Genomic DNA, 23,792 nt, shown 5'->3' with positions numbered 1-23,792 from the left:
TTCATATCAATAACCTCCTGATGGGCAGGTGAGAGCGGGCGGAATCTGAGGGGTGAGAGTTCAGCGGCTACTCCGTGGTGGTAGCGATAGAGTGTCTCAATACGGAGAAAAGAATCGGCATAGATAATACGCGCGCCGAGTTTGCGCGCGAATGTGTCGGCGAAGACGCGCACGTCAACATATGGACGCACCGGCGATTTGTATGCACTCGCACTCTCACGCTCAAGCACGATTGTCTTAATATCGGCGCGGGGGAGCGAGAGGAAGCTTCCGGTACCAACGATAATGACCGGATGTTTTTCTGTGAGCGCTTTATTCCATCGGTCTCGTTGCTGCTTCTTGGTGAGTCCGCTGTGGAACGCAAAGAGATATGCCCGGATTCCCTTTTCCGATTGAAGTGCGAAGTGTTCAACGTCGTGCATGGTTGGCATCACGATGAATACTGACTGCTTCCGTGCGAATGCTTCGCGCATGATCCCCCGATAGGTTGAGAAGCGCTCGGCGCGGTCTGCTTGGTAGACCAATCGTTCGTGGGAGAGCGCAGGACCTTCCTCGTTGGATACAACACTCTCTTCCAGTTTCTTCGGATCACTGAGGATCGCTTTCGGGACGAGTGTATTGATGAGTGCGCCGAGTGATGAGGCGCAGTACGTTGCTGTCTCTTCCGCAGCAGCCATGAACGCTTCTGAAAAGACACGCGCTTCGCGCACATGCTCAACTTTTTTTATCGGGTAGGGTGATTGTCGCAGGCGTGTCTTTGCGTCACGCACACTCTCACTTCCCAAGACGATTGCCGGGGTGAGTGACTTGCGTATAGGAACAGACACCACTGTCCCCGGCACGAGATTCTCTTTAGAGAAATATGAAAGTCGGTCCTTGGTGATACCGCGCGAAATCGGGATAACATGTATCAAAAACATTACGTACAGCATAGCAGATACCGTGCCCGGGGAGCCAATTTGTAAAAGCGTCTCCGAGCCCGTACAATAGAGCCACAACACACTATCTTTTATGCAAGAAAGCTTCTTTATCAAAGGACTCGGAGGAGAGAAAAAACTTCGCGGCGAGGTGACGGTGAATAGCGCTAAGAACGCAGTTCTTAAGGGTATGGCGGCGAGCATACTCTTTGAAGATGAGGTGCGACTCTCTCATGTTCCGGATATTGAGGATGTACACCGCATGACCGAGCTCCTCGAGGCGTTGGGTGCGAACATAGAGAAAGACGGACGCGAATACACGATCCACGTAGGCGAGAGTGTTTCAACGACACTTGATACCAAGCTCTCTGACAGGCTCCGCACCTCAATTGTACTCACCGGCCCGCTACTTGCTCGCTTTGGTGAGGTGCACTTCCCGCACCCTGGCGGGTGTGTTATTGGCGCTCGACCAATCGACTTTTTCCTTGAGGGGTTTGAGCGGTTTGGCGCTCGCGTCTCACACGAGGACGAGAGATATCACATTGCCGCGCCTGCAGGTGGGCTTAAGGGTGCGAACATCTTCTTTCGTGCACCAACACACACGGGGACTGAGACTATGATGATGACCGCAGTGCTTGCTAAGGGCAAGACGGTTCTCAAAAACTGCGCAATGGAACCGGAGATCGTGGATCTCGCGAAATTCCTCAATGCATGCGGCGCGAAGATCGTTGGCGCCGGCACACCAACCATCGAGATTGAAGGTGGCGACCTTCTCCGGGCGGAAGGGAAAGCGTACCGTGCGCTGCCGGATCGAATCGAGACCGGGAGCTTCCTGATCCTTGGCGCGCTCGTTGCGGACGAGCTCACTATTCGTGGGTGTAACCCCGAGCACGTCGAGGTGCTCACGGATATCCTCAAAAGCTCCGGTGTTCCAATCCAAATTGAGGGAGACGCAATACATATCCGCGGCAATGCGAAGATCCCCAAAGGATCTTTTCGTCCAATCGACATCCGGACGCACGAGTACCCGGGATTTGCGACCGACCTTCAAGCACCGATGACGGTCTTTCTCACGCAGGCGGTGGGGGAGTCGCTCGTCTTCGAGACAATCTTCGAAGGGCGTCTCAACTATACAGACGACCTTGTGCGCATGGGTGCCGATATCGCAATCTGGGACCCGCACCGAGCGCGCGTCAAAGGGTATACACCACTCATCGGGCGCACGCTCGGGAGCCCGGACCTCCGGGCGGGTCTGGCGTTCATTATTGCGGCTGCGGTTGCAAAAGGGAACTCGCTCATCAATAATGTTTACTATATTGACCGTGGGTATGAGCGTATTGAGGAGCGACTCAAAGCACTCGGACTTGATATTGAAAGAACTACTCGCACTGAATAACACCCATGTCATTTTTTACACCAAAACTCGGCATTGACCTTGGTACCACCTATACACTGGTGTTTGTTCCTGGTAAGGGGGTGGTTTTGAATGAGCCGTCGGTGGTCGCCGTCTCAGAACAAGAGAACAAGATCCTCGCGGTTGGAAACGACGCGAAAGAGATGATTGGTCGCACACCGGAGAGTATTATCGCGTACCGTCCGATGCGCGACGGTGTTATTGCTGACTACAAGGTCGTTGAGGCAATGCTTCGCTACTACATGAAAAAAGCGCTCGGTCCGTGGAATTTCTTTCGTCCCGAGGTGATGATCTCGGTGCCGGCAGGAGTTACTTCTACTGAGCGTCGCGCGGTCATTGAAGCGGCAACAAACGCCGGTGCGAAGAGTGCGTATGTCGTGAAAGAGCCGATCCTCGCCGCAATCGGTGCCGGTATTCCGATCCAAGAAGCGCGCGGACATATGATCGTTGATATTGGCGGTGGCACCATTGATGTCGCCGTGATCTCGCTTGGTGGCATTGTTGCGTCAACGTCAGTGAAGTGCGCCGGCAACCGCATTGATGCCGCTATCACTGACTATATTAAGAAGGTATACAATCTTGCCATTGGCGACAAGACTGCAGAAGATATCAAGATCAACATTGGCTCGGCGGTTCCGCTAGAAGAAGAGCTCACTATGGTGATCAAGGGTCGCGACTACCTCACCGGACTCCCGCGTTCGGCCGATGTCCGCACGAACGAGATCGTGAAGGCAATCACACGAGAGCTTCGTGAGATGGTTGGTGCGATCCGCAATGTACTACAAGACACCCCGCCAGAGCTCTCGGCGGATATTATTGACCAGGCGATCATCATGACCGGCGGCTCGTCTCAGTTGCGCAACTTACCCGAGTTGGTCTTCCGCCGCACTGGAGTAAAGGCATATCTCGCGAAAGAAGCAGCGTACTGTGTGGTGAAAGGAACCGGAATTGCTCTCAACCACCTCGATACCTACAAAAAGAGCATCATTGCAAAGAGTTAGGGACGCTTGACAAATTATATAAATAGTGTATAGTATACATAGTATAGTTTGGTCCGATAGGGAGACCAAAGGGATACCGGCTCCAAAAGCCCGGGGGGAGAGAACAGATGTCGAATTATTTTGTTGACTCACACGGCAACGTCTGGCCCAGTCACGCCGCCTATCTGGCAGCGGAGCGCGGCTACAAATAATCCTTCGGCGACACCAACAAGGCGGCAGCATCACACATGATGCGCCGCCTTTTTCTTTTTTTGGTATGATAGAGAGCACATGAACGAACTCGAGCAGATACTGAAAGGTGAACACCTTCATCACGCGTACCTTATCGAAGGAAATGCGGACGCGGTCCCGGGGATGGTTCAGTGTATTGAGTCTGTCTTACAGGTGACCGCAATAGGGAACCCCGATATGCACGTCCGTGCATATGGAAGTTTCGGGATTGATGATGGGCGTGAGATCCAGTCGCTTGAGAGTAAGCGTGCGGCGGAGTCCGGGAAGAAGATCTTTGTCATTTTTATGGAGCGTATGACTCGCGAGGCTCAGAACGCGCTTCTGAAGACTTTTGAAGAGCCGACAGCGGGGACTCATTTCTTCGTTATCACACCGAGCACGAAGACACTCCTTCCGACGCTTCTCTCGCGTATGGAGGTGGTCAGGGTTGCCGGTCGAGCCGGTCGAGAGAGGCTTTTTGCTCGACAATTTCTCAGCGCATCGGGGCCGGAGCGTCTTGCGCTCATTAAAGAGATTATTGAAGAGAAGGATCGTGCGCGGGCACTTGAGTGTGTGAACGAGCTTGAGGCTGAGCTCTACGAACGCACTGACTTTTATGGAGAAGATACGGTGCCGACCGATGCGTTTGAAGCACTCCAGAGTACCCGCTCGTACCTCACCGACCAATCGTCATCGGTTAAGATTCTCCTTGAGCACCTTTCTCTGGTGCTTCCACAACTCTCATAAATACTTGTCATGAAAGAAGAACTCATCGTTGTTGCACTCACTTTTTTCCTCCTCTCGGCGTCGTTTGTGTTCGCCGCCGTTGACACAGCACACATTGGCTTTGTACGCTCAACCATTTGGTTTGACCGTGAGCCGTTCTTCTCGGGCGAGACTGTCCGTGTTTATACCACGCTTGCAAACAGTACCCCAGCAGACTTTAGAGGAGTTGTTGAATTCTACGATGGTGATACATCGTTTGGTACAACCGACGTGTCACTTGAGCGGAATGGTGGCTTTCAGACTGTGTGGACTGATTGGGAGCCCACAGAGGGGGATCACGCGGTGCGGGTTGAGATCACCTCGGGTGAAGTTGTTGGGCCGGGAGGTAAGTCAGAAGCACTTGTGTTTGATACCGAGCCTGCGCAAACGCTCACGCGGTTTGTTGATACAGACACCGATGGTGATCGTATCGGGAATAGGGAAGACAGTGACGACGATGGTGACGGCATCCCTGACGTAAATGACGCAGAGCCACTTGTCGCCTACAGCGAGCTCATGGAGGAGAAGCTTGAAGAAGAAAGCACGAGCACACCGAAGCTCCAAGAAGCCGCCGGAGATCTGGTGGTTCGCGTGGCTGAGGTCGCCTCAAGCACGGCGCCGAAGATTCAGTCGACCGCAAAGAAGACAGCCGCTGTGGTTGAGGAGTTTCGTGTTGATCAGAAGAAGCGTGTCGATGACCAGATCGGGGTGGTGAAGGAGCGGATCGCAGAGAAGAAGGCGATCTCTCTTGAGAGCGGCGAGTCAAAGAACGCTCCGTTTGACCAACTACAGTTACTTGCGCTCACGCTCGCCGGGTTTACTTTCAGCAACACGATAGTCTTCTACCTTGCTGTGGCACTGCTCTTGTATGTATTGCTCATGAAAAGTGCCCCGTGGATATATCGGAAGTTTCGGGGAGGGGAACAGTGGTAGTATAGAGATATGGATACATTTATACTCATTTTAGTAGGCGCAGTTGGAATCATCTTTGGATACAGTATGAGTCGCGCACACATGCGCGCAAAACTCGCCATCTTTGCGAACACTGAGCGTGCGCCGGGAAAGCAGAAAAAGAAAAACGTTCTCCTTAAACACCTCCATGACCACGGGAAGCTCACCAACGCTGAGGCACAAGAGCTCCTTGGGGTATCGGACACGACTGTTGTGGTCTATTTTGATGAGCTTGAGGCAGAAGGGAAGGTGGTGCAGGTGGGAGAAACTGGCCGAGGAGTGCACTACACGCTCGCGAACTAGCGAGAGGAGTCCACAAAAAACGCCAACCAAAGGTTGGCGTTTTTTGTGGCTCTGGGAAGCCCTGTTTTAATAAACGCCAGGCACCCCTGGCGTTTCCGCAATGTGGATATCTGATGTCAATTCATTGAGGGGTTGATTTTGCGCTTCCATGATTGGTATGTCGGACATCTGAAATTGATTTTGGTGCGCAAAACCGTTATCCTAATACCTATAAACCAACTACCAAATTTATGACATACGATTTTTCAACATTAAAAGCGCGAGTAAAGGATACCGAGGATTGGCTACGGAAAGAATTCCAGGGTATTCGCACCGGGCGCGCGACACCGGCGCTCCTCGACAATGTGCTCGTGGAATCATTCGGCACACGCGTGCCGCTCAACCAGGTCGGCAGTGTGGGTGTCGAGGATTCGCGTACACTCCGGGTCTCGGTATGGAATGCTGAGCAGGTTAAGGATGTAGAGAAAGCAATCACCGACGCGAATTTGGGTGTGGGGGTCTCGTCTGATGGAGGTGGAGTTCGGGCTACCTTTCCGGAGCTTACTGCAGAGCGGCGCACGACTCTGATCAAGCTTGCAAAAGATAAACTGGAAGAAGCGCGCGTATCTCTCCGAGGTGTGCGAGACGACGTATGGAATGATATCCAGAAGAAAGAGAAGGACGGCGAGATCTCCGAGGACGAGAAGTTCCGCTACAAAGAAGATATGCAGAAGGTGGTCGACGAGGGCAACAAGGCTCTTGACGCGCTAATGGTCAAAAAGGAAGAAGAAATCCAAGGCTAGCTCATGAATGTTCTGATCTTTCTTGTAGTACTCGTTGCACTCATCCTTGTGCATGAATTCGGGCATTTTATCATCGCGAAGCGCTCAGGTATTCGTGTGGACGAGTTTGGTATTGGGTTCCCACCACGGCTCTTCGGCAAGAAGTTTGGTGAGACCCTCTACTCGATAAACCTCCTACCGTTTGGTGGGTTCGTGCGTATCTACGGCGAGAATCCTGAAGAAGTCACGGAGACGGAGAACGGGCGTGCTCTGGTTCATGCTCCAAAGTATATACAGGCGGCAGTGCTTTTTGGCGGGGTGTTTTTCAATATCATCTTTGCATGGATACTTTTCTCGGGTGTGTTCATGGTAGGTACGCCGACTCTTGTTACTGAGGGGGATCAGTACCAAAAATACATCTCTGACACGCGCGTCATGGTTATGAATACACTTGCTGGTTCACCGGCAGACCGCGCCGGGCTTGCGGTGGGTGATGAGATCGTCTCGATTATAGCGGCGGGTGAGCGGGTAGAGCCTTCTTATGCGACTGATGTCTCAGCGTTCGTTGCTTCTCATGGTGAAGAAGCTGTTGAGTTTGAGGTGGCGCGCGGGGGAGAGGTGTACAATATATCGACACAGGCCGAAGCAGGAATCATTGAAAGTGACCCGGAGACATACGCAATTGGTATCGGTATCGGGCGCGTTGGTACGCTCACGCTCCCGCCGCACCGCGCAGTCATTGTGGGTGCCGAGCAGACCGCTCTCCAGCTCGTGAATGTCGCCAAAGGAATCGCGACGTTGCTTTATGACGCGTTGTTGTTCCGTGCCGACCTCTCAGGCATTGCGGGACCGGTGGGTATCGTCTCACTTGTGGGGAGTGCATCTGCGCACGGTCTTATTGCACTTGCAAACTTTGTTGCGCTTATCTCGCTTAATCTTGCGGTCATCAACTTGATCCCATTCCCGGCACTCGATGGCGGCAGACTTCTCTTTCTTGCGATTGAGGCAGTGAAGGGTTCGCGAATCACCCTGCGCGTCGCGCAGACATTCAACCTCATTGGCTTTGCGCTTTTAATACTCCTTATGCTCGCCGTCACCTACAACGACATCCTCCGCCTCCTTTCCTAAATCTTGACGTCCGACGTCAAGATTTATCGTCAATCCCGCTTGAAGGTCCGACCTCCAAGCGGGATTGACGCATCACACACAGTATGGTATCGTCCAATCCAGAATTAAGTATCATTCACATCACACAGACGAAACGGAAGGAGAATCCCATGCGGATCATTATTCTCGTGGCACTGTTTATGTTGAGTGTTGCCACATCCGCCTTTGCGGGAAGTGCTATCATTTTTGACGATGGTACAATCAGGATTCTAAAGGAAGATGATGTCCTTTCCAAGGAGCGGATCAACGTCCCCGACGAGGCCATCGATGCGTACCCAGACGTCGTGAAAGCAGCGATCAAGAACCCCGGCACAATCGTGCCAGTCGAAACCAAGACAACGATGGAATCCGGTCTCTTCACGGTCTCGGTGACGAAGCAGGTCGTCGAAGGCCTGATGCGGACCGGGAACACAGTTGCGTTCACCGGAGCGGGTGAGCCCATGCACTCCGAAGCGTACAACTTCGTGACGATCCTCGGACTGCTTGCGGTTGCATCCTTGTTGATTGCGGTCACGTTGGCATGGAAGGGTGTCAATATGTTCGTCGCCTTCGCCACCGCCACCGCCTTCACCGTCACCGCCGTCACCGCCGCCACCTTCACCGCCTTCACCGCCTTCACCGCCTTCACCGCCTTCACCGCCGTCACCACCGCCGCCGCCGTCACCGCCGCTCTAGAGGATAAGAAAGCGGAGTGTATCGTCGCGACATCGGTGTTCATCGGACTGCTCGTACTCATCATGAGTGTGCCGTTCTGGTGAGTTCATTCTTTACCTCAACCCCCCCCCGAGCACGCAGTGCTCGGGGGTTCTTTTTGACCGCAGCTCTTAAACGCGGTACTATTTGGGCACTATGCGGCAATCACAACTCTTCACCAAGACTAGAAAAGAAGCCCCTTCTGACGAGGTTTCCAAAAATGCACAGCTTCTCATCCGTGGCGGCTATATCCACAAACGCATGGCCGGTGTGTACGAATTCTTACCGCTTGGTCTTCGTGTTTTCAACAAGATCACTGACGTTATTCGTGAGGAGATGAACGCTATTGGCGGGCAAGAGCTCAAGCTCACCGCACTCCAAGATCCGGCGATATGGAAGAAGACCGACCGCTGGAGTGATGAGGCGATCGATGTGTGGTTCAAGAGCGAGCTCGCGAACGGCACTGAGGTGGGTTTTGGTACAACACACGAAGAACCGATCACACAGCTCTTCTCAGAGTATATCTCTTCATACAAGGACCTTCCGCGGTACGCGTACCAGTTCCAGACAAAGTTTCGCAATGAGCTGCGTGCAAAGAGCGGCATCATGCGCGCGCGCGAGTTCGTCATGAAGGACCTCTACTCGTTCTCTCGCTCGGAAGAGGAATTCCGTGAGTTCTATGAGCAGGCTGCGGAGGCATACATGAAGATCTTTGACCGGCTTGGTATTGGTGACCGGACATACCGCACCTTCGCATCAGGTGGTGCGTTCAGTAAGTACAGTGACGAGTTCCAGACACTCTCGGACGCCGGCGAGGATACTATCTACATACACGAAGAGAAGGGGATTGCAGTTAATAAAGAGGTCTACACTGACGAGGTGCTTAGAGATCTCGGAATCACGAAGAACGAGCTCAAGGAAGAGAAAGCAGTCGAGGTGGGCAATATCTTCCCCTTGGGAACCCGCTTCTCGGATGCACTCAACCTTACCTACAAAGATGAAGAAGGAAAGGCACAGCCGGTTACTATGGGAAGCTACGGTATCGGCCCGGGGCGGCTCATGGGCACAGTCGTTGAGGTGCTCGCCGACGAGAAAGGAATCGTGTGGCCGGAGGAGATAGCGCCGTTTCAGATGCACCTTGTCTCGCTCGCGGGCGATGACGAGCGTGTCTCGGTGTATGCCGACGAGCTCTACGAGCGACTCACAGCGTCTGGTGTTGAGGTGCTCTATGACGATCGTGACCTGCGCGCAGGGGAGAAGTTTGCTGACAGCGACCTTATTGGTGTGCCAACACGTATTGTGGTGAGCAAGAAGACCCTTGAAGCAGGAATGATTGAACGAGTGGACCGCAGGACAGGAGAGGTCGATATGATCAAGGAGGAAGTATTGTTTGTGTAGCGTATGTCGCTCCTCGATACAATCAAGTCATACTCTGAGAGATTCCATCGGTGGTTCTCGGACGATATTGGTATTGACCTCGGTACCGCAAACACATTGGTGTACTTGCGTGGACGCGGTGTGGTCATCAATGAACCGTCAATCGTCGCGGTTAATCAACGTACCGGCCAGGTGGTTGCTGTTGGTAAGCAGGCAAAGGATATGCTCGGCCGTACCCCGGCGCATATTAGCGCAGTACAGCCGCTTATTGACGGAGTCGTCTCTGACTTTGAGGTGACCGAAGAGATGCTCGCGTATTTGATAAACAAAGCGCAGGAGGGAAAGCGAGCGTTTCTTGGTCCGCGGGTGGTCATCGGTGTGCCTTCAGGGATTACGAGTGTTGAGATCCGCGCGGTGCGTGACGCGGCGCAGAATGCCGGTGCGCGCGAGGTGCACATCATTGAAGAACCGATGGCGGCCGCGATCGGTATGAAACTTCCCGTGCATGAGCCTATGGGAAGTATGGTGGTTGATATAGGTGGCGGGACCTGTGATGTTGCGGTTGTCTCGCTTGGTGGCATTGTGCGGTCGAAGAATATTCGGATTGCCGGCGATAAACTCAATCGAGATATTGCGGCATATATTCGCGGTGAGTTTAAGATTCTTATCGGCGAGCGGACTGCCGAGGAGCTCAAGATTGCGGCCGGCTCACTTGTTGATGGGTCCGAGCCGATCGAGGCAACTGTGCGTGGGCGAGACCTCGTGACCGGGCTTCCGCGCGAGGTTGTGATAACTGACGCCGATATTCGAGAAGCAATCTCGGTATCTATTAACCATCTTATTGACGCAGTTAAAGAGGTGCTCGAGACAACACCGCCAGAGGTGCTCTCTGATATTATGCAACGGGGGATTTATATCTCCGGCGGCGGCGCGCTTATTAACGGACTTTCGACAATGCTTGCGTCAGAGCTTGGGATTCCGGTGTATGTAACACATGACCCACTAACGGCAGTTGTGCGCGGCACCGGTATTGTTCTTGAGGATATCGAACGTTATCGAGAGGTATTGATAGAGAATGAAGATGAACTTTCGCCGACGGAATAACGGAATAAGCATTGCCGGCAAAGGGCGTCGTGTCCCTCGGTCACTTGTGGTGGTCATTATCAGTGTCCTTATGCTCATTGGTATTGATCAGGTAACGCTCGGCGCACTCTCTCGCACCCTTCACACGGTTGGGGTGCCTCTGTGGCGTACACAAGCGGGGATCCTTAGTGTCTTTGGCGACCTCGGATCCGCTTTTCATGACAAGAGAGTACTTGCCGAAGAAAATGATCGGCTTCGGGAAGAGATCGACCGCCTCAAACTAACCTCACTTGCTAGCGAGGTTGTTCGCTTGGAGAACGAAGATCTGAGAGAAGTGTTGGGGCGCGGTGAGTATGCTGAGCGCATCGCTGCCGGGGTGCTTGCGCGGCCGAATCGTACACAGTACGACACATTTATCATTGATATTGGAAGTCGACATGGAGTGACACGAGATGCGCGTGTCTTCGCGATGGGCGGTATTGGTATTGGCACCATATCAGAAGTGTATGCAAACACAGCTTTGGTTAGTCTGTATTCAACTCCGGGGCGCATAACTGATGTGCTCATCGGAGTTGATGATCCGGTAGCTACTGTTGCAACAGGGCGTGGTGGTGGGGATTTCGAGATGCATATTCCTCGTGGGGTTGCTGTCTCTGAGAGTGAGGCAGTTTTCTTCCCGGGGCTCGACGGTGGAGTGGTTGGTATGGTCGGAGATGTGGGTGCACTTCCTACCGATTCTTTTCAGACAGTCTTGGTGAGAAGCCCTATTAATATCCATTCGATTAGAGTGGTAACAATAGAACTCTAGAACATGAAATTGTATTTTGCGACAACAACACTTTTCTTTCTGAGTATATTCTTGTTCCCTTGGTTTGTAACAGCAGGTCTTGGGCTTTTGATCGTCGCTCGTTATTCGGGATACGAGGTGGTCTTTGGTGGCCTTATGATGGATCTTCTGTATGGGGTGGATATACCCGCGTTTTATTTTGGGGCGTATATCTACACCATCATCGGTATTGCGGTATTGTTCTTTGGGGTATATATCAAACGTCATTTGGTCTTCTGCCAGAGCTAGCAAGACGAAGCGCGCAGTTCGTTCCTGACTTCGGGGGATGGTACAATACCTCCCATGAGTCGCCAAATCCGTACATTCCTGAGACGTCTTTTAGGAAAAAGTAAAAACCGAGAAATCAACCCGGATGAGATATTTCTTGATTCGAGCAATCTGCCGGAGTTTGATCGTGACCAATTTGAAGGACGTCTCGAACATCCTATACCGAAGAAGACACAGTCTCTGGTCTTGTTTGTCTTTGGCGGTCTTCTCGTCTTGTTCTTGATTCAGATCGCCGATCTTGAGGTCCGTCAGGGCGCTGCGTTCGCATCTTTAAGTGAAGGCAACCGACTGCGCAACTCGATAATCTTCGCGGAGCGCGGCGTTCTCTATGACCGAAATGGCCTCGAGCTTGTATGGAACGAAGCGGGTGAAGATGCGCACGCACTTCGAGTATACCGGCAGATGGATGGGTTGGGGCAGGTTCTTGGGTATGTAGGATATCCACTTAAGGACACTTCCGGTGTCTATTACCAAAAGGAATATCGAGGTAAAGGGGGTGCTGAACTTCTCTTTAATGATCGACTCGAAGGATCAAATGGGATTAAAATACAAGAGGTTGACGCGCTTCAAGAGGTCACCTCGGAGAGCATTACTCGCCCCGCGGAAGATGGCGAGAATATCACACTCTCAGTTGACGCTCGATTAAATCAAGCACTCTACAGGCTTATTCGTGATCGTGCGGGGGAATCAGGCTTTGTTGGGGGAGCAGGGGTGGTGATTGACGTGGAAAGCGGTGAGGTTGTTATTCTCGCAAGCTATCCGGAGTACGCACCACAGGTGCTTACCGACGGAGAACCACACGATCTCATTGACGCGTATGTAAGGGACCCTCGAAAACCGTTCCTTAATCGTGTTGTCTCAGGGTTGTATACACCCGGCTCAATCGCAAAGTTGATCGTGGCAAGCGGTGCGCTCATGGAGGGGGTCATCACCCCAGAGAAAAAGATTCTGAGCACCGGCTCAATTCGCGTGCCACACCCATACTTGGAAGATGTCTACTCAACCTTTGTTGACTGGAAGGCACACGGGTGGGTAGATATGCGTGAGGCGATTGCGTACTCGTCAAACGTTTACTTCTATGAGGTTGGCGGAGGTTTTGAAGATCAGCCGGGTATCGGAATCGATGCAATAAACACCTACGCACACCTCTTTGGCTTTGGGAAATCAACCGGAGTGTTCTTTGGGGAGGCGGGAGGAGTGATTCCGAACCCAGAGTGGAAGGCGGAAACCTTTAACGGTGATGAGTGGCGTATTGGAGACACCTACAACACCGCAATCGGGCAATATGGGTTTCAGGTAACACCGATTCAGGTTGCGCGTGCGGTCGCAGCGATTGCTAACAACGGGAAGCTTCTCACCCCATCTCTTGAGAAAGGGGCGCCTGTTAAGTTTGAAACCATTCCAATAGACGAGGAGTATTTACAGGTAGTCCGTGAAGGAATGCATCTCGGCGCCGAGGAGGGCTCTGCGCGAGCTCTTAATACACCTTATGTATCTATCGCGGCCAAGACCGGCACCGCGCAGTTGGGGGTACGAAAAGAGTTTGTGAATTCGTGGGTCGCGGGGTTCTTTCCATACGAAAAACCTCGCTACGCGTTTGCGATCATCATGGAGCGCGGGCCGGTCAGCAATCTTGTGGGAGCGTCAGCGGTGATGCGTAGCTTCATCGAGTGGCTTCATCGCGAGGCACCAGAGTATTTGGAGAGTGTCAATTGATTTTTCGGAGGAAGGCCGTATAATAATTTCTAATATATGCCAGAAGGAGATAGCTTTTTAACACAAGAGAAGTTCGAAGAGCTCACGAAGGAGCTTGAGCATCTAAAGACGACCAAGCGAAAGGAAATCGCTGAGAGTCTTGAGTACGCTCGTTCGCTCGGGGACCTCTCAGAGAACGCTGAGTACCAGGAGGCGCGCGAAATGCAGGCTGCGACTGAAGAACGTATCAGTCAACTTGAGCGCATTCTCAAGAATCCGCAGATTGTCTCGCACAAAAAAAGCGACGTAGTCAGCCTCGGCTCTATCGTTGTCATCCAAAAGGAAGGGGAGAAGGATACGCACGAATACACGATCGTTGGCTCGGAAGAGGCGAATATGCAGGAGCGTAAGATCTCCTATCTCTCACCACTCGGTGAAGCAATGATGGGTAAGAAGAAAAAAGAATCTTTTACCTTTAAGACGCCGACCGGAAAGCAGCAGTATACGATAATTTCGGTTGTGTAAGAGGAACATCTCATTGAAAATGGAAACGCCCCACAGTTAGTGGGGCGTTTTTTGATGAAGGAATCATCTTTCCTGAGTTCAGCGGGTCGGCTTCTGATCGGTAAGCATGAATCCAAGATGTGCCAACAGGACACTTGGCAGCATCAGCGCAAGATATTCCGCATATGCCGGTATGTCGAGACTGTCGCCATATATCCACGCAATCGGCGTCACCCCGATCATGAGTGAGGTGAGCGCAATGATTGACCCTGCGCCGAGGTAGATGACCGCAACTATTGTCCACACGACGGACATAATGATTCTGAAATCCCTTTCGTTGGGAAGAAAATCGTCTTCACAAGACATCATAAAAGACTCCTTGTTGTACGAGCAGTTTCTGTACATATCTATACCCCATATGTATGTTTATGTCAATACATGGCCTGACGCAGAATACCATAAAAATGAACGACTCCGTTTAACCGGAGTCGTTTTTGTTTGCGACAGAGGGCCGCACAGCCACTTACCACCTTGTTTAGATGATAATACGGGCTCTTCCCCGTAGCGCTAGACATACCTCTCGCTTGAGAGACGCACCTGCCGCAAGAAAAGATCTTTATGCAAAGATTTTTTCTTGCGGTACGTACTGGTAACTGTGTCTATTATACCATATACAAACAACTTGTCAAATGCCTGTGTTTTTTATGACGATACGGTACAATGAGCGATATGTTCTGGGCAGACAAAATAGTGGATGATTTTCTTGCTGAGCGAAAGCAGATAATTGATACAAAAGAATCAATTATTATTCGAGATGAAAAGACTCCGTCAGGAAGAGTGCATGTAGGCTCAATGCGTGGTGTAGCGATGCATGGCGTGATCTCTCGGGTTCTCGCCGAGCGCGGAGTAGAGAACACCTACCTCTATGAGTTCAATGATTTTGACGCGTTCGACAGCATTCCAGCGTACCTCGATGAAAAGAAATACATAGAGCATCTCGGTAAGCCACTCTGCGCAGTCCCGGCACCGGATCTGCCTGCGCAGGCGGGAGGGGACGAGAATTACGCTCAGTATTTTGCGAATGAGTTTGCGCGCACTATCGAAGCCTCCGGCTTTTACCCACAGTTTTATTACTCAAGTGATGAATATCGTGCAGGGAAGTACAACGACGTGATCCGCACCGCGCTTGAGCGAGCGGACGACATTCGTCGTATTTATAAAGAAGTCTCCGGCGGTGAGCGCCCCGAGGGGTGGCTCCCGATTATGGTTGTCTGCGAGAAGTGTGGAAAGGTCGCAACAACACGCGCAACATCGTTTGATGCTGAGCAGGTCTCGTATGTGTGTGATCAGGAGATTGGCGGCGCAACGCCGTGTGGGCACACAGGAAGCGTGTCGCCATTTAATGGAAATGCCAAGCTCCCCTGGAAGGTGGAGTGGGCGGCAAAGTTCAGAGTGTACGATGTTGATATTGAAGGAGCGGGGAAGGATCATGCAACAAAAGGCGGCTCAAAGCATGTCGCAAACGAGATTGCGCGTCAGGTGTTTGAATACTCTCCGCCGCATGACTTCTGGTATGAATTCTTCCTTGTGGGAGGCAAGAAGATGTCATCTTCTAAAGGTGCCGGTTCTTCTGCGAGTGAAGTCGCGAGCCTTTTGCCGCCACACATCTTCCAACTCGCGCTTCTCGGACGGCAGCCAAAACGCGCGATCAACTTTGACCCAGAAGGGGACACAATTCCGCTTCTCTTTGATCAGTATGATACGCTCGCGGAGAAGTATGCCACCGGGATTGAGGATGACGAGACGAGACTCTTTGGGCTTATCCACCGCGAGGGAGATATACATGCGCGCTACCTACCACGCTTCTCGCAGGTCGCGTTCATGATACAAATGCCGCACATGGATCTTGAAGATGAGGTAGCGAAGATGAAAGAGGCGCCACTTTCCGAAGCTGATAAAAAAGAGCTCAAGGAACGCGCCTACTACGCGCGCAAATGGCTCGACACCTATGCGTCGGAGCGCTACATCTACGAGCTTCAGCTTGAACGAGTTCCTGAAGAGGCAAAGGAATTTTCAGAGGGGCAGAAAGCGGCGCTTCGCCGTGTGCTTACAGTTGTGCGCGATTCAGAGGCGCTCGATGGACAGGAACTCCACACTGCACTTCATGATATTAAAGCGGAGACCGATACCGAACCGAAAGCATTTTTTGGTGCACTTTATCTCGCGTTCCTCGGGAAGGAGAGCGGTCCAAAGATCGGTTGGTTCCTGAGCGTTCTTCCAAAAGATTTTATTGAGCAGCGACTTGAAGAAGTAACGAGCTAACCCTCACGAGTTGAAAGGGGAAAAGGAGGAGATATAAGAAAAAACGGGCGACACTGATGTGTCGCCCGTTTTGATGTCGCGTTCATCATGGCGCGTATGGCGAGACGCAGTCTTCCATTCGTGCGAAGTGATTTGGCTTCTGCGGGTCACCATCTGACTCAAGGAAGATGCGTTTGCAGATACGTTCGCCGTCGAAGACGAGTGTCATCCACGCCTGATCCGCCGGCCACATGCGGTCATATGGAATCGCATGGAGCGGATGTATCTCAGGTATCAATTCATCCGATTCTCGAGGCTCACCACTCCATTTGTGTGCAAGGTACGTGTGGATGGCGAATTTCGGAGAGTCGTCGATGTACATGTAGAGCATCGCAACTTTCTCCAAGTCGTCAGTGGATGCGGTCAGTTCGAGCTCCTCTTTGAGTTCGCGGATTGCGGCTTGTTCCGGGGTCTCTTCGGGCTCTATTCGGCCGCCTGGCGCATTGAGAAATCCGGCGCCCCAACGTACCTTTTTTTCGCCCAAGACGATGATCTTTGGCGTGATCGGAAACACGAGAGTTGCGTGTTTAAAGTCCATTTTACACCCCCTTACAGAGCTAAAAGTTCAGTATCTTTCCGGATAATACCACGATACACGTTGTGGATAAACGGTTTAGTAGAGTGGGAGAAAGTGTCATATAATAGGATGATAGTGGGAGAAAGTGGGAATTATGCTAATTGGCGAATATACACATTCCTTGGACACGAAAAAGCGACTGTCGCTTCCGAAAAAGTTCCGCACAGAGCTTGGCAAGAAAGTCGTGGTCACACGCGGACTCGATAACTGTCTTTTCATGTACCCTATGTCGGCGTGGAAGGAGGTCGCAAGGCGTCTCCAGGAATTGTCGTTCGCTCAAGCAGACACCCGCGGATTCAACCGCTTTATGCTCTCCGGAGCGCAAGAGGTCGATGTTGATTCTGTCGGCCGCATCCTTGTTCCGGATTTCTTGAAGGATTTTGCCGGACTAACGAGCAAAGTTGTCCTTGCCGGAGTCAATGACCGGGTTGAGATCTGGAATGAAGGGGTGTGGGTCGAGTACAAGAAGCGCATCGAGAAGCAGGCCGATGAGATGGCAGAGAAGCTTGGAGAGATTGGTGCGCTCTAGGACTATGCACCGAAGTGTTCTTTTACAGGAAGTAGTCGAGCAGCTTGCAATACAGCCAACTGACATCGTTGTTGATGCTACGTTTGGCGCTGGTGGCCACAGTAGTGAGATTGCACGACATCTCGACTCAAAAGGCGCCCTCATTGGCTTGGATGTCGATGCTGCGGCACTTGCTCGCGGAGAGGAGGTGCTCAAGGATGTCGCACCCGCAGTGCATCTTGTTCGGGAGAATTTCCGAAACGTCGATAAGGTGCTTGATGAGCTTGATATCAAAAAGGTAGACGTTGTTCTCTTTGATCTCGGCTACAGCTCTACACAGCTTGAGACAGGTGGACGCGGTTTAAGTTTCCAAAAAAATGAACCGCTTCTCATGACACTCTCAAGCGAGGTGGAGGAGGGGACACTTACCGCACGTGAAATCGTGAACGAGTGGACCGAGGAGCAGATAGCCACCATACTCCACGGGTATGGAGAAGAGCGGTTCTCTCGACGTATTGCTCGCGCAGTTGTCGCAGCGCGCGCGGAGACACCAATCGAGACAACGAAAGACCTTGTAGAGATCATCTCGCATGCGGTACCCGGATGGTATCGACATCGCCGGATCAGCCCGGCGACGAAGACGTTCCAAGCGCTCCGCATTACGGTCAATGACGAGCTTGATGCGATCACTGAGGGGCTAGAGGGTGCATACAGACACCTTGCACCTGGTGGGAGGATCGCCGTCATCACTTTCCACAGTATTGAGGATCGTGTGGTGAAGCGGGTCTTCAGAGGGTGGAAGGAAAGAGGGTTTGGTGAACAAGTCCCCAAGAAGCCGACAGTCCCGAGTCGCGAGGAGATAGCCGGAAACCCACGCGCGCGAAGCGCAAAACTACGTACATTCAGAAAAGAAGAATAATATGACACGATCACGAACTATTTCACATAAAATTCACGGAATTGAACGACAGGTTTGTATCGGTCTTTTCATGTTTTCTCTTATTCTTTTAGGGCTCTATGTGTACTTTGTCGGAGCTTCGGTTGTCGATGTGGTTGTCCGTAAGGAGGTTGACCTGCGTATCGCGGAGGTTAACTCTCGTCTGAGTGAGTTGGAACTTGATTACATAACAAAGAAAGACACTATCAATCTTGAGTTTGCGCAGGCAAACGGCTTCCATCGAATCTCTCAAAAGACGTTTGTTAATCGTGGCACACTCGTCGGAAGTATTTCGTATAACAATGAGTCGCATTAGAGATGAGATCTAGTTTTATCTTTCGTATCCGCCTCGTCTTAGGGATTGTGGCGCTTATCGCTGTCGTCCTCTTGGTTCGTTTGTATTTTGTGCAGATTGTACACGGCGATGAGTTCAGTCAACGAGCCGACCATCAATATGTACAACCAAACCAGAACCTGTTCGACCGCGGTTCAATCTTTTTTGAGGATCGAGACGGCAGGCTGATTTCCGGTGCGACCTTGAAGACCGGCTTCACCGTCTCTATTAATCCGAATACTATTGTTGACCCAGAGGAGGTGTACAGGAGACTTTCTCAGATTATTGATATTGATCGGGAAGATTTCCTCAAGCGTGCAAGCAAGACAGACGACCCATACGAGGAGATTATGAAGCGGGTTCCGCAAGAAGTGGGGGTCGCTATCGATGAACTTGGTATCGTTGGGGTGGGTGTGCATAAAGAACGCTGGCGTTTCTATCCAGGGGGGTCGTTGGCCGCACACACACTTGGCTTTGTCGCGTATGGCGGTGACGAGCTTTCGGGGAAATACGGACTGGAGCGATACTACGAGGATACACTCGCGCGCGAGGGCAACAACCTCTATGTTAATTTTTTTGCAGAGATATTCTCTAATATCAACAAGACGATATTCAAACAAGATACCGAGCGAGAAGGAGACATTGTGGTGAGTATAGAGCCATCAGTACAGCTTTTCCTTGAGCGCACAATCAAGGAGATCCAAGATACATGGAGTTCTCGCCAAACAGCAGGAATCATCATCAATCCTCAGAATGGAGAAATATACGCAATGGCGGTATATCCTGATTTTGATGTGAATCAATTCCAGAATGTGGAGAACGCGACAGTCTTCTCCAACCCACTAGTTGAGGGGGTGTATGAAATGGGGTCTATCATAAAGCCGCTTACGATGGCTGCTGGGCTTGACTCCGGCGCAGTTACCGCGGAGACAACATATTATGACGCAGGGCGTGCGACGTACGATGGGGCAACGATATCAAACTATGACGGTAAGGGGCGTGAAGAAGTTAATATGCAGGAAGTGCTAAATCAATCACTCAATACCGGCGTGGCATTTGTGATGGAGGAGATGGGAACCGAATCATTCAGCGAGTATTTCCTCGGCTATGGAATTGGTGAAGAGACAGGGATCGATCTTCCGGGCGAGGGGGTCGGGTTGATAGGAAACCTTAAGAGCCCTCGCACCATCGAGTATGCAACTGCGTCGTTTGGGCAAGGAATTGCAATGACTCCCATCGCGACTGTGCGCGCATTAGGGACGCTTGCAAATGGGGGGAGATTAGCGACCCCGCATCTGGTCAAGGAGGTACGTTATCGGACCGGACTCTCTAAGAAAGTGAGTCACGTCGACGATACCTATGTCATAAAAAATAGTACATCCGAAGAGATCACTCGCATGCTCGTTCGGGTTGTTGACGAGGCACTTCTTGGCGGGACAGTTGCCCTAGACAACTATAGTGTCGCCGCGAAGACCGGTACTGCGCAAATTGCGAACCCTGAGGAGGGAGGGTACTATGGTGATAGGTACCTCCACTCATTTTTTGGCTATTTCCCGGCGTATGACGCCCGTTTCCTAGTCTTCCTATTTACTATCGAGCCGAAGGAGGTGCGTTATGCGTCGAACACACTCACACACCCCTTTATGGATACGGTGAATTTCCTGATCAATTATTATGATATCCCACCGGACCGGTAGCGCGGATGAATATATCTACATGAAATCATTCTTTAAAAAAATCATCGTTGTCATTTTGCGTCTTGAGGCGACACTGGTCCTGAAGAAGTATCGACCAAAGATCATCGCTGTTACGGGCAGTGTAGGGAAGACGTCAACAAAAGACGCGATTTTTTCGATAATGAGCGCGAAGCATTTTGTGCGCAAGAGCGAGAAGAGTTTTAATAGTGACATTGGCGTACCCCTTACTATCCTCGGATGTAGTAACGCGTGGAATAATCCGCTTCTCTGGACAAAGAATATCGTCGAAGGATTCCTGCTCATTGCACTTAAAAACCATTATCCGAAATGGTTGGTACTCGAGGTCGGCGCTGATCGACCGGGCGACATACAGAAGATTACCGAGTGGCTTAAGCCAGACGCGGTGGTGGTAACGGCACTTCCGGAGGTGCCGGTGCATGTTGAATATTTTGATTCTCCGGAGGAGGTTGTTCGCGAAAAAGAATATCTTGTTGATGCGCTCAAGCCTGAGGGCACACTAATTTTGAACGGAGATGACCCTCGTGTCATGGCGTTCAGAGAAAAACACCGGCACGCAACCACTACTTTTGGTTTTGAAGCAGGCGCGACATTTCTTGCTTCGCACGAGACATATCGTCTCCATGAGCGATTGATGACATTTCGTGTTGATAGTCGGGGGAGTAGTGTGCCGGTAGTAACTCACGACGCGCTTGGGAGGCAGCATATCTATCCGATCCTCGCCGCGTTTGCGGTGGGTTCCTCTTTTGGGCTTGATATGGCGACCATGGCGGATGCGGCAGGGAAGCACAAGACCCCGGCAGGACGCATGAAGGTTCTTGAGGGAGTCCGCAAGTCAGTCATTATCGATGATAGTTACAATTCTTCTCCAGCAGCTCTTAGTGAGGGGCTCACTGTCTTACGAAAACTCTCTGTCTCAGGAAGGAAATTTGCGGTACTTGGTGACATGCTCGAGCTCGGTTCGTATTCCGTAAAAGAGCATCGTAAGATCGGTGAGATGATACCTGAGTGCGCCGACCGACTAATCACTGTCGGTATCCGAGCGCGCGATATTATGAAGAGCGCCATTGAGCATGGTTTTAATGAACAGAATGCACTACACTTTGATAATGCGACACAGGCGGGGGAGGAGCTTGCGCGAGTCCTTGAAAAGGGCGATGTCGCGTTCATAAAAGGGTCGCAGTCTATCCGTCTTGAGAAAGCGGTAAAAGCCGCTCTCGCAGACCCCAAACAGGCTCCAGAGCTCTTGGTGCGACAAGAGGCAGAATGGCTCAAGCGGTAAGGTTATTTTGCCAAGACCAAAAAAATGTAGTATTCTATCAATGCCTCACACATGTGGGGCATTGAAATTTGGCCCTATCGTCTAGCGGCTATTGGAATGAAAAGCAAACTGCTTTGCTTTTCATCCGGTTCCTCGCAACCGCGAGGAAATCGTCGATGTTTACGAGACGATAGGGCAAGCCCTCGTAGAGGGATGTGTCCTGGGTGAGATGCACAAACTCTCATTGGACACTCAGAATAAAAGCAGTACTATTAGGCCCTATCGTCTAGCGGCTAGGACACATCCCTCTCACGGATGAAACCGGGGTTCGATTCCCCGTAGGGTCACAGACACTAAAAGACCGATGCAAAGCATCGGCTTTTTAGTGTCTGCAGGGTTACCTACGGGGAATCGAAAGACGGAGGCGGTATACAAGATCCGCCGCAGGCGGAGGCTTGTCGCCGAGTCCGGGCAGGAGGTTCTTAGTGATTGCCACACCCTATGGGGTGTGGCGAGAGCTTAGAAACCTGACGCCTTCCCCGTAGGGTCACCAGTTAAAAATAAAAAACCCGGCGTGTGGACGCCGGGAAGGGTGGGGTGGAGGGGGCAGAACGGTCGCTACGGGGTGTGCACGTTGCATGCACAAGCAGATCGAGTCCGCCCCCTCCGAGGACGCCAGCACTCAATGAAGAGACTTCATTGAGGTGGCGACTCATCTACATAATACAAAAGATGCTATCAAAAAAGAAACCGCCCACCGAGAATACCTCGGTGGGCGGGGTGTACCTTCTGTGAAAGAGGGTGAATGAAAGGAGTTTTTATTGAGCCGCGATATTGTCCGCATCCGGCTGTCTCGAGACGACGTCAAAGTCGGCCGAAGCAGTGTCTTCCGTGTTGATGCCCATTCGCCGTTTGAGCGAATCGGTCGCAGAAACCAAGTGTGTGTTGTCCAGGTTGAAGCCGAGACGCCAACCATTTTCGTTGAGTGCGTCCAGAAGACTTTGCTGCGCGTATCCGGGTATGTCCATTTTGGTGACGAGATCGCAAAGGGTGTTGAACACCCCTTTCTTCGCATCGTCACCCATCACCACGATTGGCGCGGTTGCTGATACCAGACACTCCTTGGTACCGAGCGTCATCAGGATCTTCACAAGAGTCTGGTGCGCCGGGTGGAGGCTGAGGTTGATCTCATTGCTTTTTGATCGGAACTCGATGATGTCGAGCACCGCATCGAGTGTCTCACTGGTGATCTGGAGATTTTCTGCCGCCATCCTTTGGTAGGCGAGTATCTTCTCCAGATCTTCAGTACCCGATATCTCGGTCGCAAAGACGTGTGTGGTGAGTGCCGCGAACGCGGCGCGAGCAAGGAATAGTCCTTGTGCGGTTGAGACCGCATATTCGTTCTTGTTTTTTGGATCCAACATGTCAAGAATGACCTGTTGGAACGGCTTTGTCTCGCCGATGCCGCCCTGCATGCTATTTTGATCGTTCACTGCGAACTCCTTTCCATAAAGAACAAAAAACCGCCGTAGCGGATGTCACCTATCGTGTGACTAAAGTATAGTAACACGATACCGTATGGTGTCAATGCGTGTATACTGTGTATACTATCCACATGAATAAAGAACTGACACCAACATTCTTCGCACGTCCGACACCTACTGTGGCGGAGGAGCTCCTTGGAAAGATCTTGGTGCGGAGGATCTGCGGGAAAGAATATAGGCACCTGATCACTGAAGTCGAGGCGTACGATGGTTTTGAGGATAAAGCGTCGCACGCTCATCGTGGGAAGACGGCGCGCAACGAGGTGATGTTCCGTGAGGCGGGGACTATTTATGTGTACCTCACGTATGGCATGCACTATATGCTCAATATTGTTACGGGGCCGTTGGAGTATCCGGCCGCGGTCCTCATTCGAGGTGTCTCAGAGATCAATGGACCAGGGCGGCTTACCAAAAAACTGAGTATCACTCGTACACTCAATAGGAAGCAGTTGGGTAAAGACGCGGGTCTGTGGGTCGAAGACCGGGGGGTAAAGATCAAGAAAGATGATATCGTACGTACTCCACGTATCGGTATCCGCTCTGCTGAGGAGTGGACGGAGAAACCGTATCGCTTTGTTGTTAAAGACTAAACACTGTCTC

25 protein-coding genes and 1 tRNA gene are annotated in these 23,792 nt (G+C 51.6%); 22 read left to right on the top strand and 4 right to left on the bottom strand.

Annotated features, from left to right (window positions below; all coding sequences use genetic code 11):
• Positions 1-920: hypothetical protein (locus OQJ98_02435; protein ID MCW9054816.1), on the bottom strand; the 920-nt coding region annotated here is incomplete at its 3' end.
• A 91-nt stretch (positions 921-1,011) separates the two neighbouring features.
• On the opposite strand from OQJ98_02435, the gene murA reads away from it, so the two are divergent.
• From murA to greA, 14 genes are all read left to right on the top strand, one after another.
• The gene (gene murA, locus OQJ98_02430) at positions 1,012-2,313 is read left to right on the top strand and encodes a UDP-N-acetylglucosamine 1-carboxyvinyltransferase (GenBank protein ID MCW9054815.1); all 1,302 of its coding nucleotides are present in this window, start codon (positions 1,012-1,014) and stop codon (positions 2,311-2,313) included.
• 5 nt (positions 2,314-2,318) lie between these two features.
• Positions 2,319-3,332: a rod shape-determining protein gene (locus OQJ98_02425; GenBank protein MCW9054814.1), complete on the top strand. Its 1,014-nt coding sequence runs from the start codon at positions 2,319-2,321 to the stop codon at positions 3,330-3,332.
• A 270-nt stretch (positions 3,333-3,602) separates the two neighbouring features.
• The gene (locus OQJ98_02420; protein ID MCW9054813.1) at positions 3,603-4,289 is read left to right on the top strand and encodes a hypothetical protein; all 687 of its coding nucleotides are present in this window, start codon (positions 3,603-3,605) and stop codon (positions 4,287-4,289) included.
• A gap of 9 nt (positions 4,290-4,298) precedes the next feature.
• Positions 4,299-5,240 carry a thrombospondin type 3 repeat-containing protein gene (locus OQJ98_02415; protein MCW9054812.1) on the top strand — a complete coding sequence of 314 codons (942 nt, stop codon included), beginning with the start codon at positions 4,299-4,301 and terminating at the stop codon, positions 5,238-5,240.
• 9 nt (positions 5,241-5,249) lie between these two features.
• Positions 5,250-5,561, top strand: a complete 312-nt coding sequence (locus OQJ98_02410; protein MCW9054811.1) for a winged helix-turn-helix domain-containing protein — start codon at positions 5,250-5,252, stop codon at positions 5,559-5,561.
• 230 nt (positions 5,562-5,791) lie between these two features.
• Positions 5,792-6,343 (top strand): ribosome recycling factor, encoded by a 552-nt coding sequence (gene frr, locus OQJ98_02405; GenBank protein MCW9054810.1) that lies wholly within the window; start codon positions 5,792-5,794, stop codon positions 6,341-6,343.
• 3 nt (positions 6,344-6,346) lie between these two features.
• Positions 6,347-7,450, top strand: coding sequence for a site-2 protease family protein (locus tag OQJ98_02400; protein MCW9054809.1), 1,104 nt, complete (start codon positions 6,347-6,349; stop codon positions 7,448-7,450).
• A 149-nt stretch (positions 7,451-7,599) separates the two neighbouring features.
• Positions 7,600-8,247, top strand: coding sequence for a hypothetical protein (locus OQJ98_02395; protein MCW9054808.1), 648 nt, complete (start codon positions 7,600-7,602; stop codon positions 8,245-8,247).
• Positions 8,248-8,338: 91 nt separating this feature from the next.
• Positions 8,339-9,580, top strand: a complete 1,242-nt coding sequence (locus tag OQJ98_02390) for a His/Gly/Thr/Pro-type tRNA ligase C-terminal domain-containing protein (protein ID MCW9054807.1) — start codon at positions 8,339-8,341, stop codon at positions 9,578-9,580.
• A 3-nt stretch (positions 9,581-9,583) separates the two neighbouring features.
• Positions 9,584-10,663, top strand: a complete 1,080-nt coding sequence (locus OQJ98_02385; protein ID MCW9054806.1) for a rod shape-determining protein — start codon at positions 9,584-9,586, stop codon at positions 10,661-10,663.
• Positions 10,635-11,450, top strand: coding sequence for a hypothetical protein (locus OQJ98_02380; GenBank protein ID MCW9054805.1), 816 nt, complete (start codon positions 10,635-10,637; stop codon positions 11,448-11,450). Before OQJ98_02385 ends, OQJ98_02380 begins: the two co-directional genes overlap by 29 nt.
• Before the next feature lie 3 nt (positions 11,451-11,453).
• Positions 11,454-11,717 carry a hypothetical protein gene (locus tag OQJ98_02375; protein MCW9054804.1) on the top strand — a complete coding sequence of 88 codons (264 nt, stop codon included), beginning with the start codon at positions 11,454-11,456 and terminating at the stop codon, positions 11,715-11,717.
• Between the two features lie 54 nt (positions 11,718-11,771).
• Positions 11,772-13,472, top strand: coding sequence for a penicillin-binding transpeptidase domain-containing protein (locus OQJ98_02370; GenBank protein MCW9054803.1), 1,701 nt, complete (start codon positions 11,772-11,774; stop codon positions 13,470-13,472).
• 36 nt (positions 13,473-13,508) lie between these two features.
• Positions 13,509-13,976 (top strand): transcription elongation factor GreA, encoded by a 468-nt coding sequence (gene greA / locus OQJ98_02365; GenBank protein ID MCW9054802.1) that lies wholly within the window; start codon positions 13,509-13,511, stop codon positions 13,974-13,976.
• Positions 13,977-14,054: 78 nt separating this feature from the next.
• Here the strand turns inward: greA and OQJ98_02360 are convergent, their stop codons facing one another.
• The gene (locus tag OQJ98_02360; protein ID MCW9054801.1) at positions 14,055-14,324 is read right to left on the bottom strand and encodes a hypothetical protein; all 270 of its coding nucleotides are present in this window, start codon (positions 14,322-14,324) and stop codon (positions 14,055-14,057) included.
• A 360-nt stretch (positions 14,325-14,684) separates the two neighbouring features.
• Between OQJ98_02360 and lysS the strand changes: the two genes are divergently transcribed.
• Positions 14,685-16,277: a lysine--tRNA ligase gene (gene lysS, locus OQJ98_02355; protein MCW9054800.1), complete on the top strand. Its 1,593-nt coding sequence runs from the start codon at positions 14,685-14,687 to the stop codon at positions 16,275-16,277.
• 85 nt (positions 16,278-16,362) lie between these two features.
• Here lysS and OQJ98_02350 read toward each other — a convergent pair whose 3' ends face one another.
• A complete protein-coding gene (locus OQJ98_02350) occupies positions 16,363-16,854 on the bottom strand; it encodes an NUDIX domain-containing protein (protein MCW9054799.1) in 492 nt (163 codons plus the stop codon).
• A 133-nt stretch (positions 16,855-16,987) separates the two neighbouring features.
• Here OQJ98_02350 and mraZ point away from each other — a divergent pair, with 133 nt between their 5' ends.
• The 6 genes from mraZ to OQJ98_02320 all read left to right on the top strand — a co-directional run bounded on the left by mraZ (position 16,988) and on the right by OQJ98_02320 (position 21,995).
• Positions 16,988-17,422, top strand: coding sequence for a division/cell wall cluster transcriptional repressor MraZ (gene mraZ, locus OQJ98_02345; protein MCW9054798.1), 435 nt, complete (start codon positions 16,988-16,990; stop codon positions 17,420-17,422).
• A 4-nt stretch (positions 17,423-17,426) separates the two neighbouring features.
• The gene (rsmH, locus tag OQJ98_02340; protein ID MCW9054797.1) at positions 17,427-18,320 is read left to right on the top strand and encodes a 16S rRNA (cytosine(1402)-N(4))-methyltransferase RsmH; all 894 of its coding nucleotides are present in this window, start codon (positions 17,427-17,429) and stop codon (positions 18,318-18,320) included.
• 1 nt (position 18,321) lies between these two features.
• Positions 18,322-18,654 (top strand): hypothetical protein, encoded by a 333-nt coding sequence (locus OQJ98_02335; GenBank protein ID MCW9054796.1) that lies wholly within the window; start codon positions 18,322-18,324, stop codon positions 18,652-18,654.
• A gap of 2 nt (positions 18,655-18,656) precedes the next feature.
• The gene (locus OQJ98_02330) at positions 18,657-20,369 is read left to right on the top strand and encodes a penicillin-binding protein 2 (protein MCW9054795.1); all 1,713 of its coding nucleotides are present in this window, start codon (positions 18,657-18,659) and stop codon (positions 20,367-20,369) included.
• Between the two features lie 19 nt (positions 20,370-20,388).
• Entirely contained in the window at positions 20,389-21,669 is a 1,281-nt protein-coding gene (locus OQJ98_02325; protein MCW9054794.1) for a UDP-N-acetylmuramoyl-tripeptide--D-alanyl-D-alanine ligase, read from the top strand.
• Between the two features lie 254 nt (positions 21,670-21,923).
• A tRNA-Glu gene (locus tag OQJ98_02320) sits at positions 21,924-21,995 on the top strand.
• A 471-nt stretch (positions 21,996-22,466) separates the two neighbouring features.
• On the opposite strand, the gene OQJ98_02315 is transcribed toward OQJ98_02320, so the two are convergent.
• A complete protein-coding gene (locus OQJ98_02315) occupies positions 22,467-23,141 on the bottom strand; it encodes a hypothetical protein (GenBank protein MCW9054793.1) in 675 nt (224 codons plus the stop codon).
• A 122-nt stretch (positions 23,142-23,263) separates the two neighbouring features.
• Between OQJ98_02315 and OQJ98_02310 the strand changes: the two genes are divergently transcribed.
• Positions 23,264-23,782, top strand: coding sequence for a DNA-3-methyladenine glycosylase (locus tag OQJ98_02310; GenBank protein MCW9054792.1), 519 nt, complete (start codon positions 23,264-23,266; stop codon positions 23,780-23,782).
• Positions 23,783-23,792 lie beyond the last annotated feature (10 nt).

The sequence above is a fragment of the Candidatus Paceibacterota bacterium genome, from assembly GCA_026195275.1.
GTDB lineage: Bacteria > Patescibacteriota > Minisyncoccia > Phycocordibacterales > JABMNX01 > JABMNX01.
The sequence above is the reverse complement of the archived record's forward strand: the minus strand, read 5'-3'. Positions and strand labels throughout refer to the sequence as shown.

Bases quoted from the DNA above. Each gene is read 5' to 3' on its own strand.
- murA (MCW9054815.1), top strand. From the start codon at position 1,012: ATGCAAGAAAGCTTCTTTATCAAAGGACTCGGAGGAGAGAAAAAACTT.
- OQJ98_02425 (MCW9054814.1), top strand. From the start codon at position 2,319: ATGTCATTTTTTACACCAAAACTCGGCATTGACCTTGGTACCACCTAT.
- OQJ98_02420 (MCW9054813.1), top strand. From the start codon at position 3,603: ATGAACGAACTCGAGCAGATACTGAAAGGTGAACACCTTCATCACGCG.
- OQJ98_02415 (MCW9054812.1), top strand. From the start codon at position 4,299: ATGAAAGAAGAACTCATCGTTGTTGCACTCACTTTTTTCCTCCTCTCG.
- OQJ98_02410 (MCW9054811.1), top strand. From the start codon at position 5,250: ATGGATACATTTATACTCATTTTAGTAGGCGCAGTTGGAATCATCTTT.
- frr (MCW9054810.1), top strand. From the start codon at position 5,792: ATGACATACGATTTTTCAACATTAAAAGCGCGAGTAAAGGATACCGAG.
- OQJ98_02400 (MCW9054809.1), top strand. From the start codon at position 6,347: ATGAATGTTCTGATCTTTCTTGTAGTACTCGTTGCACTCATCCTTGTG.
- OQJ98_02395 (MCW9054808.1), top strand. From the start codon at position 7,600: ATGCGGATCATTATTCTCGTGGCACTGTTTATGTTGAGTGTTGCCACA.
- OQJ98_02390 (MCW9054807.1), top strand. From the start codon at position 8,339: ATGCGGCAATCACAACTCTTCACCAAGACTAGAAAAGAAGCCCCTTCT.
- OQJ98_02385 (MCW9054806.1), top strand. From the start codon at position 9,584: ATGTCGCTCCTCGATACAATCAAGTCATACTCTGAGAGATTCCATCGG.
- OQJ98_02380 (MCW9054805.1), top strand. From the start codon at position 10,635: ATGAAGATGAACTTTCGCCGACGGAATAACGGAATAAGCATTGCCGGC.
- OQJ98_02375 (MCW9054804.1), top strand. From the start codon at position 11,454: ATGAAATTGTATTTTGCGACAACAACACTTTTCTTTCTGAGTATATTC.
- OQJ98_02370 (MCW9054803.1), top strand. From the start codon at position 11,772: ATGAGTCGCCAAATCCGTACATTCCTGAGACGTCTTTTAGGAAAAAGT.
- greA (MCW9054802.1), top strand. From the start codon at position 13,509: ATGCCAGAAGGAGATAGCTTTTTAACACAAGAGAAGTTCGAAGAGCTC.
- OQJ98_02360 (MCW9054801.1), bottom strand. From the start codon at position 14,324: ATGATGTCTTGTGAAGACGATTTTCTTCCCAACGAAAGGGATTTCAGA.
- lysS (MCW9054800.1), top strand. From the start codon at position 14,685: ATGTTCTGGGCAGACAAAATAGTGGATGATTTTCTTGCTGAGCGAAAG.
- OQJ98_02350 (MCW9054799.1), bottom strand. From the start codon at position 16,854: ATGGACTTTAAACACGCAACTCTCGTGTTTCCGATCACGCCAAAGATC.
- mraZ (MCW9054798.1), top strand. From the start codon at position 16,988: ATGCTAATTGGCGAATATACACATTCCTTGGACACGAAAAAGCGACTG.
- rsmH (MCW9054797.1), top strand. From the start codon at position 17,427: ATGCACCGAAGTGTTCTTTTACAGGAAGTAGTCGAGCAGCTTGCAATA.
- OQJ98_02335 (MCW9054796.1), top strand. From the start codon at position 18,322: ATGACACGATCACGAACTATTTCACATAAAATTCACGGAATTGAACGA.
- OQJ98_02330 (MCW9054795.1), top strand. From the start codon at position 18,657: ATGAGATCTAGTTTTATCTTTCGTATCCGCCTCGTCTTAGGGATTGTG.
- OQJ98_02325 (MCW9054794.1), top strand. From the start codon at position 20,389: ATGAAATCATTCTTTAAAAAAATCATCGTTGTCATTTTGCGTCTTGAG.
- OQJ98_02310 (MCW9054792.1), top strand. From the start codon at position 23,264: ATGAATAAAGAACTGACACCAACATTCTTCGCACGTCCGACACCTACT.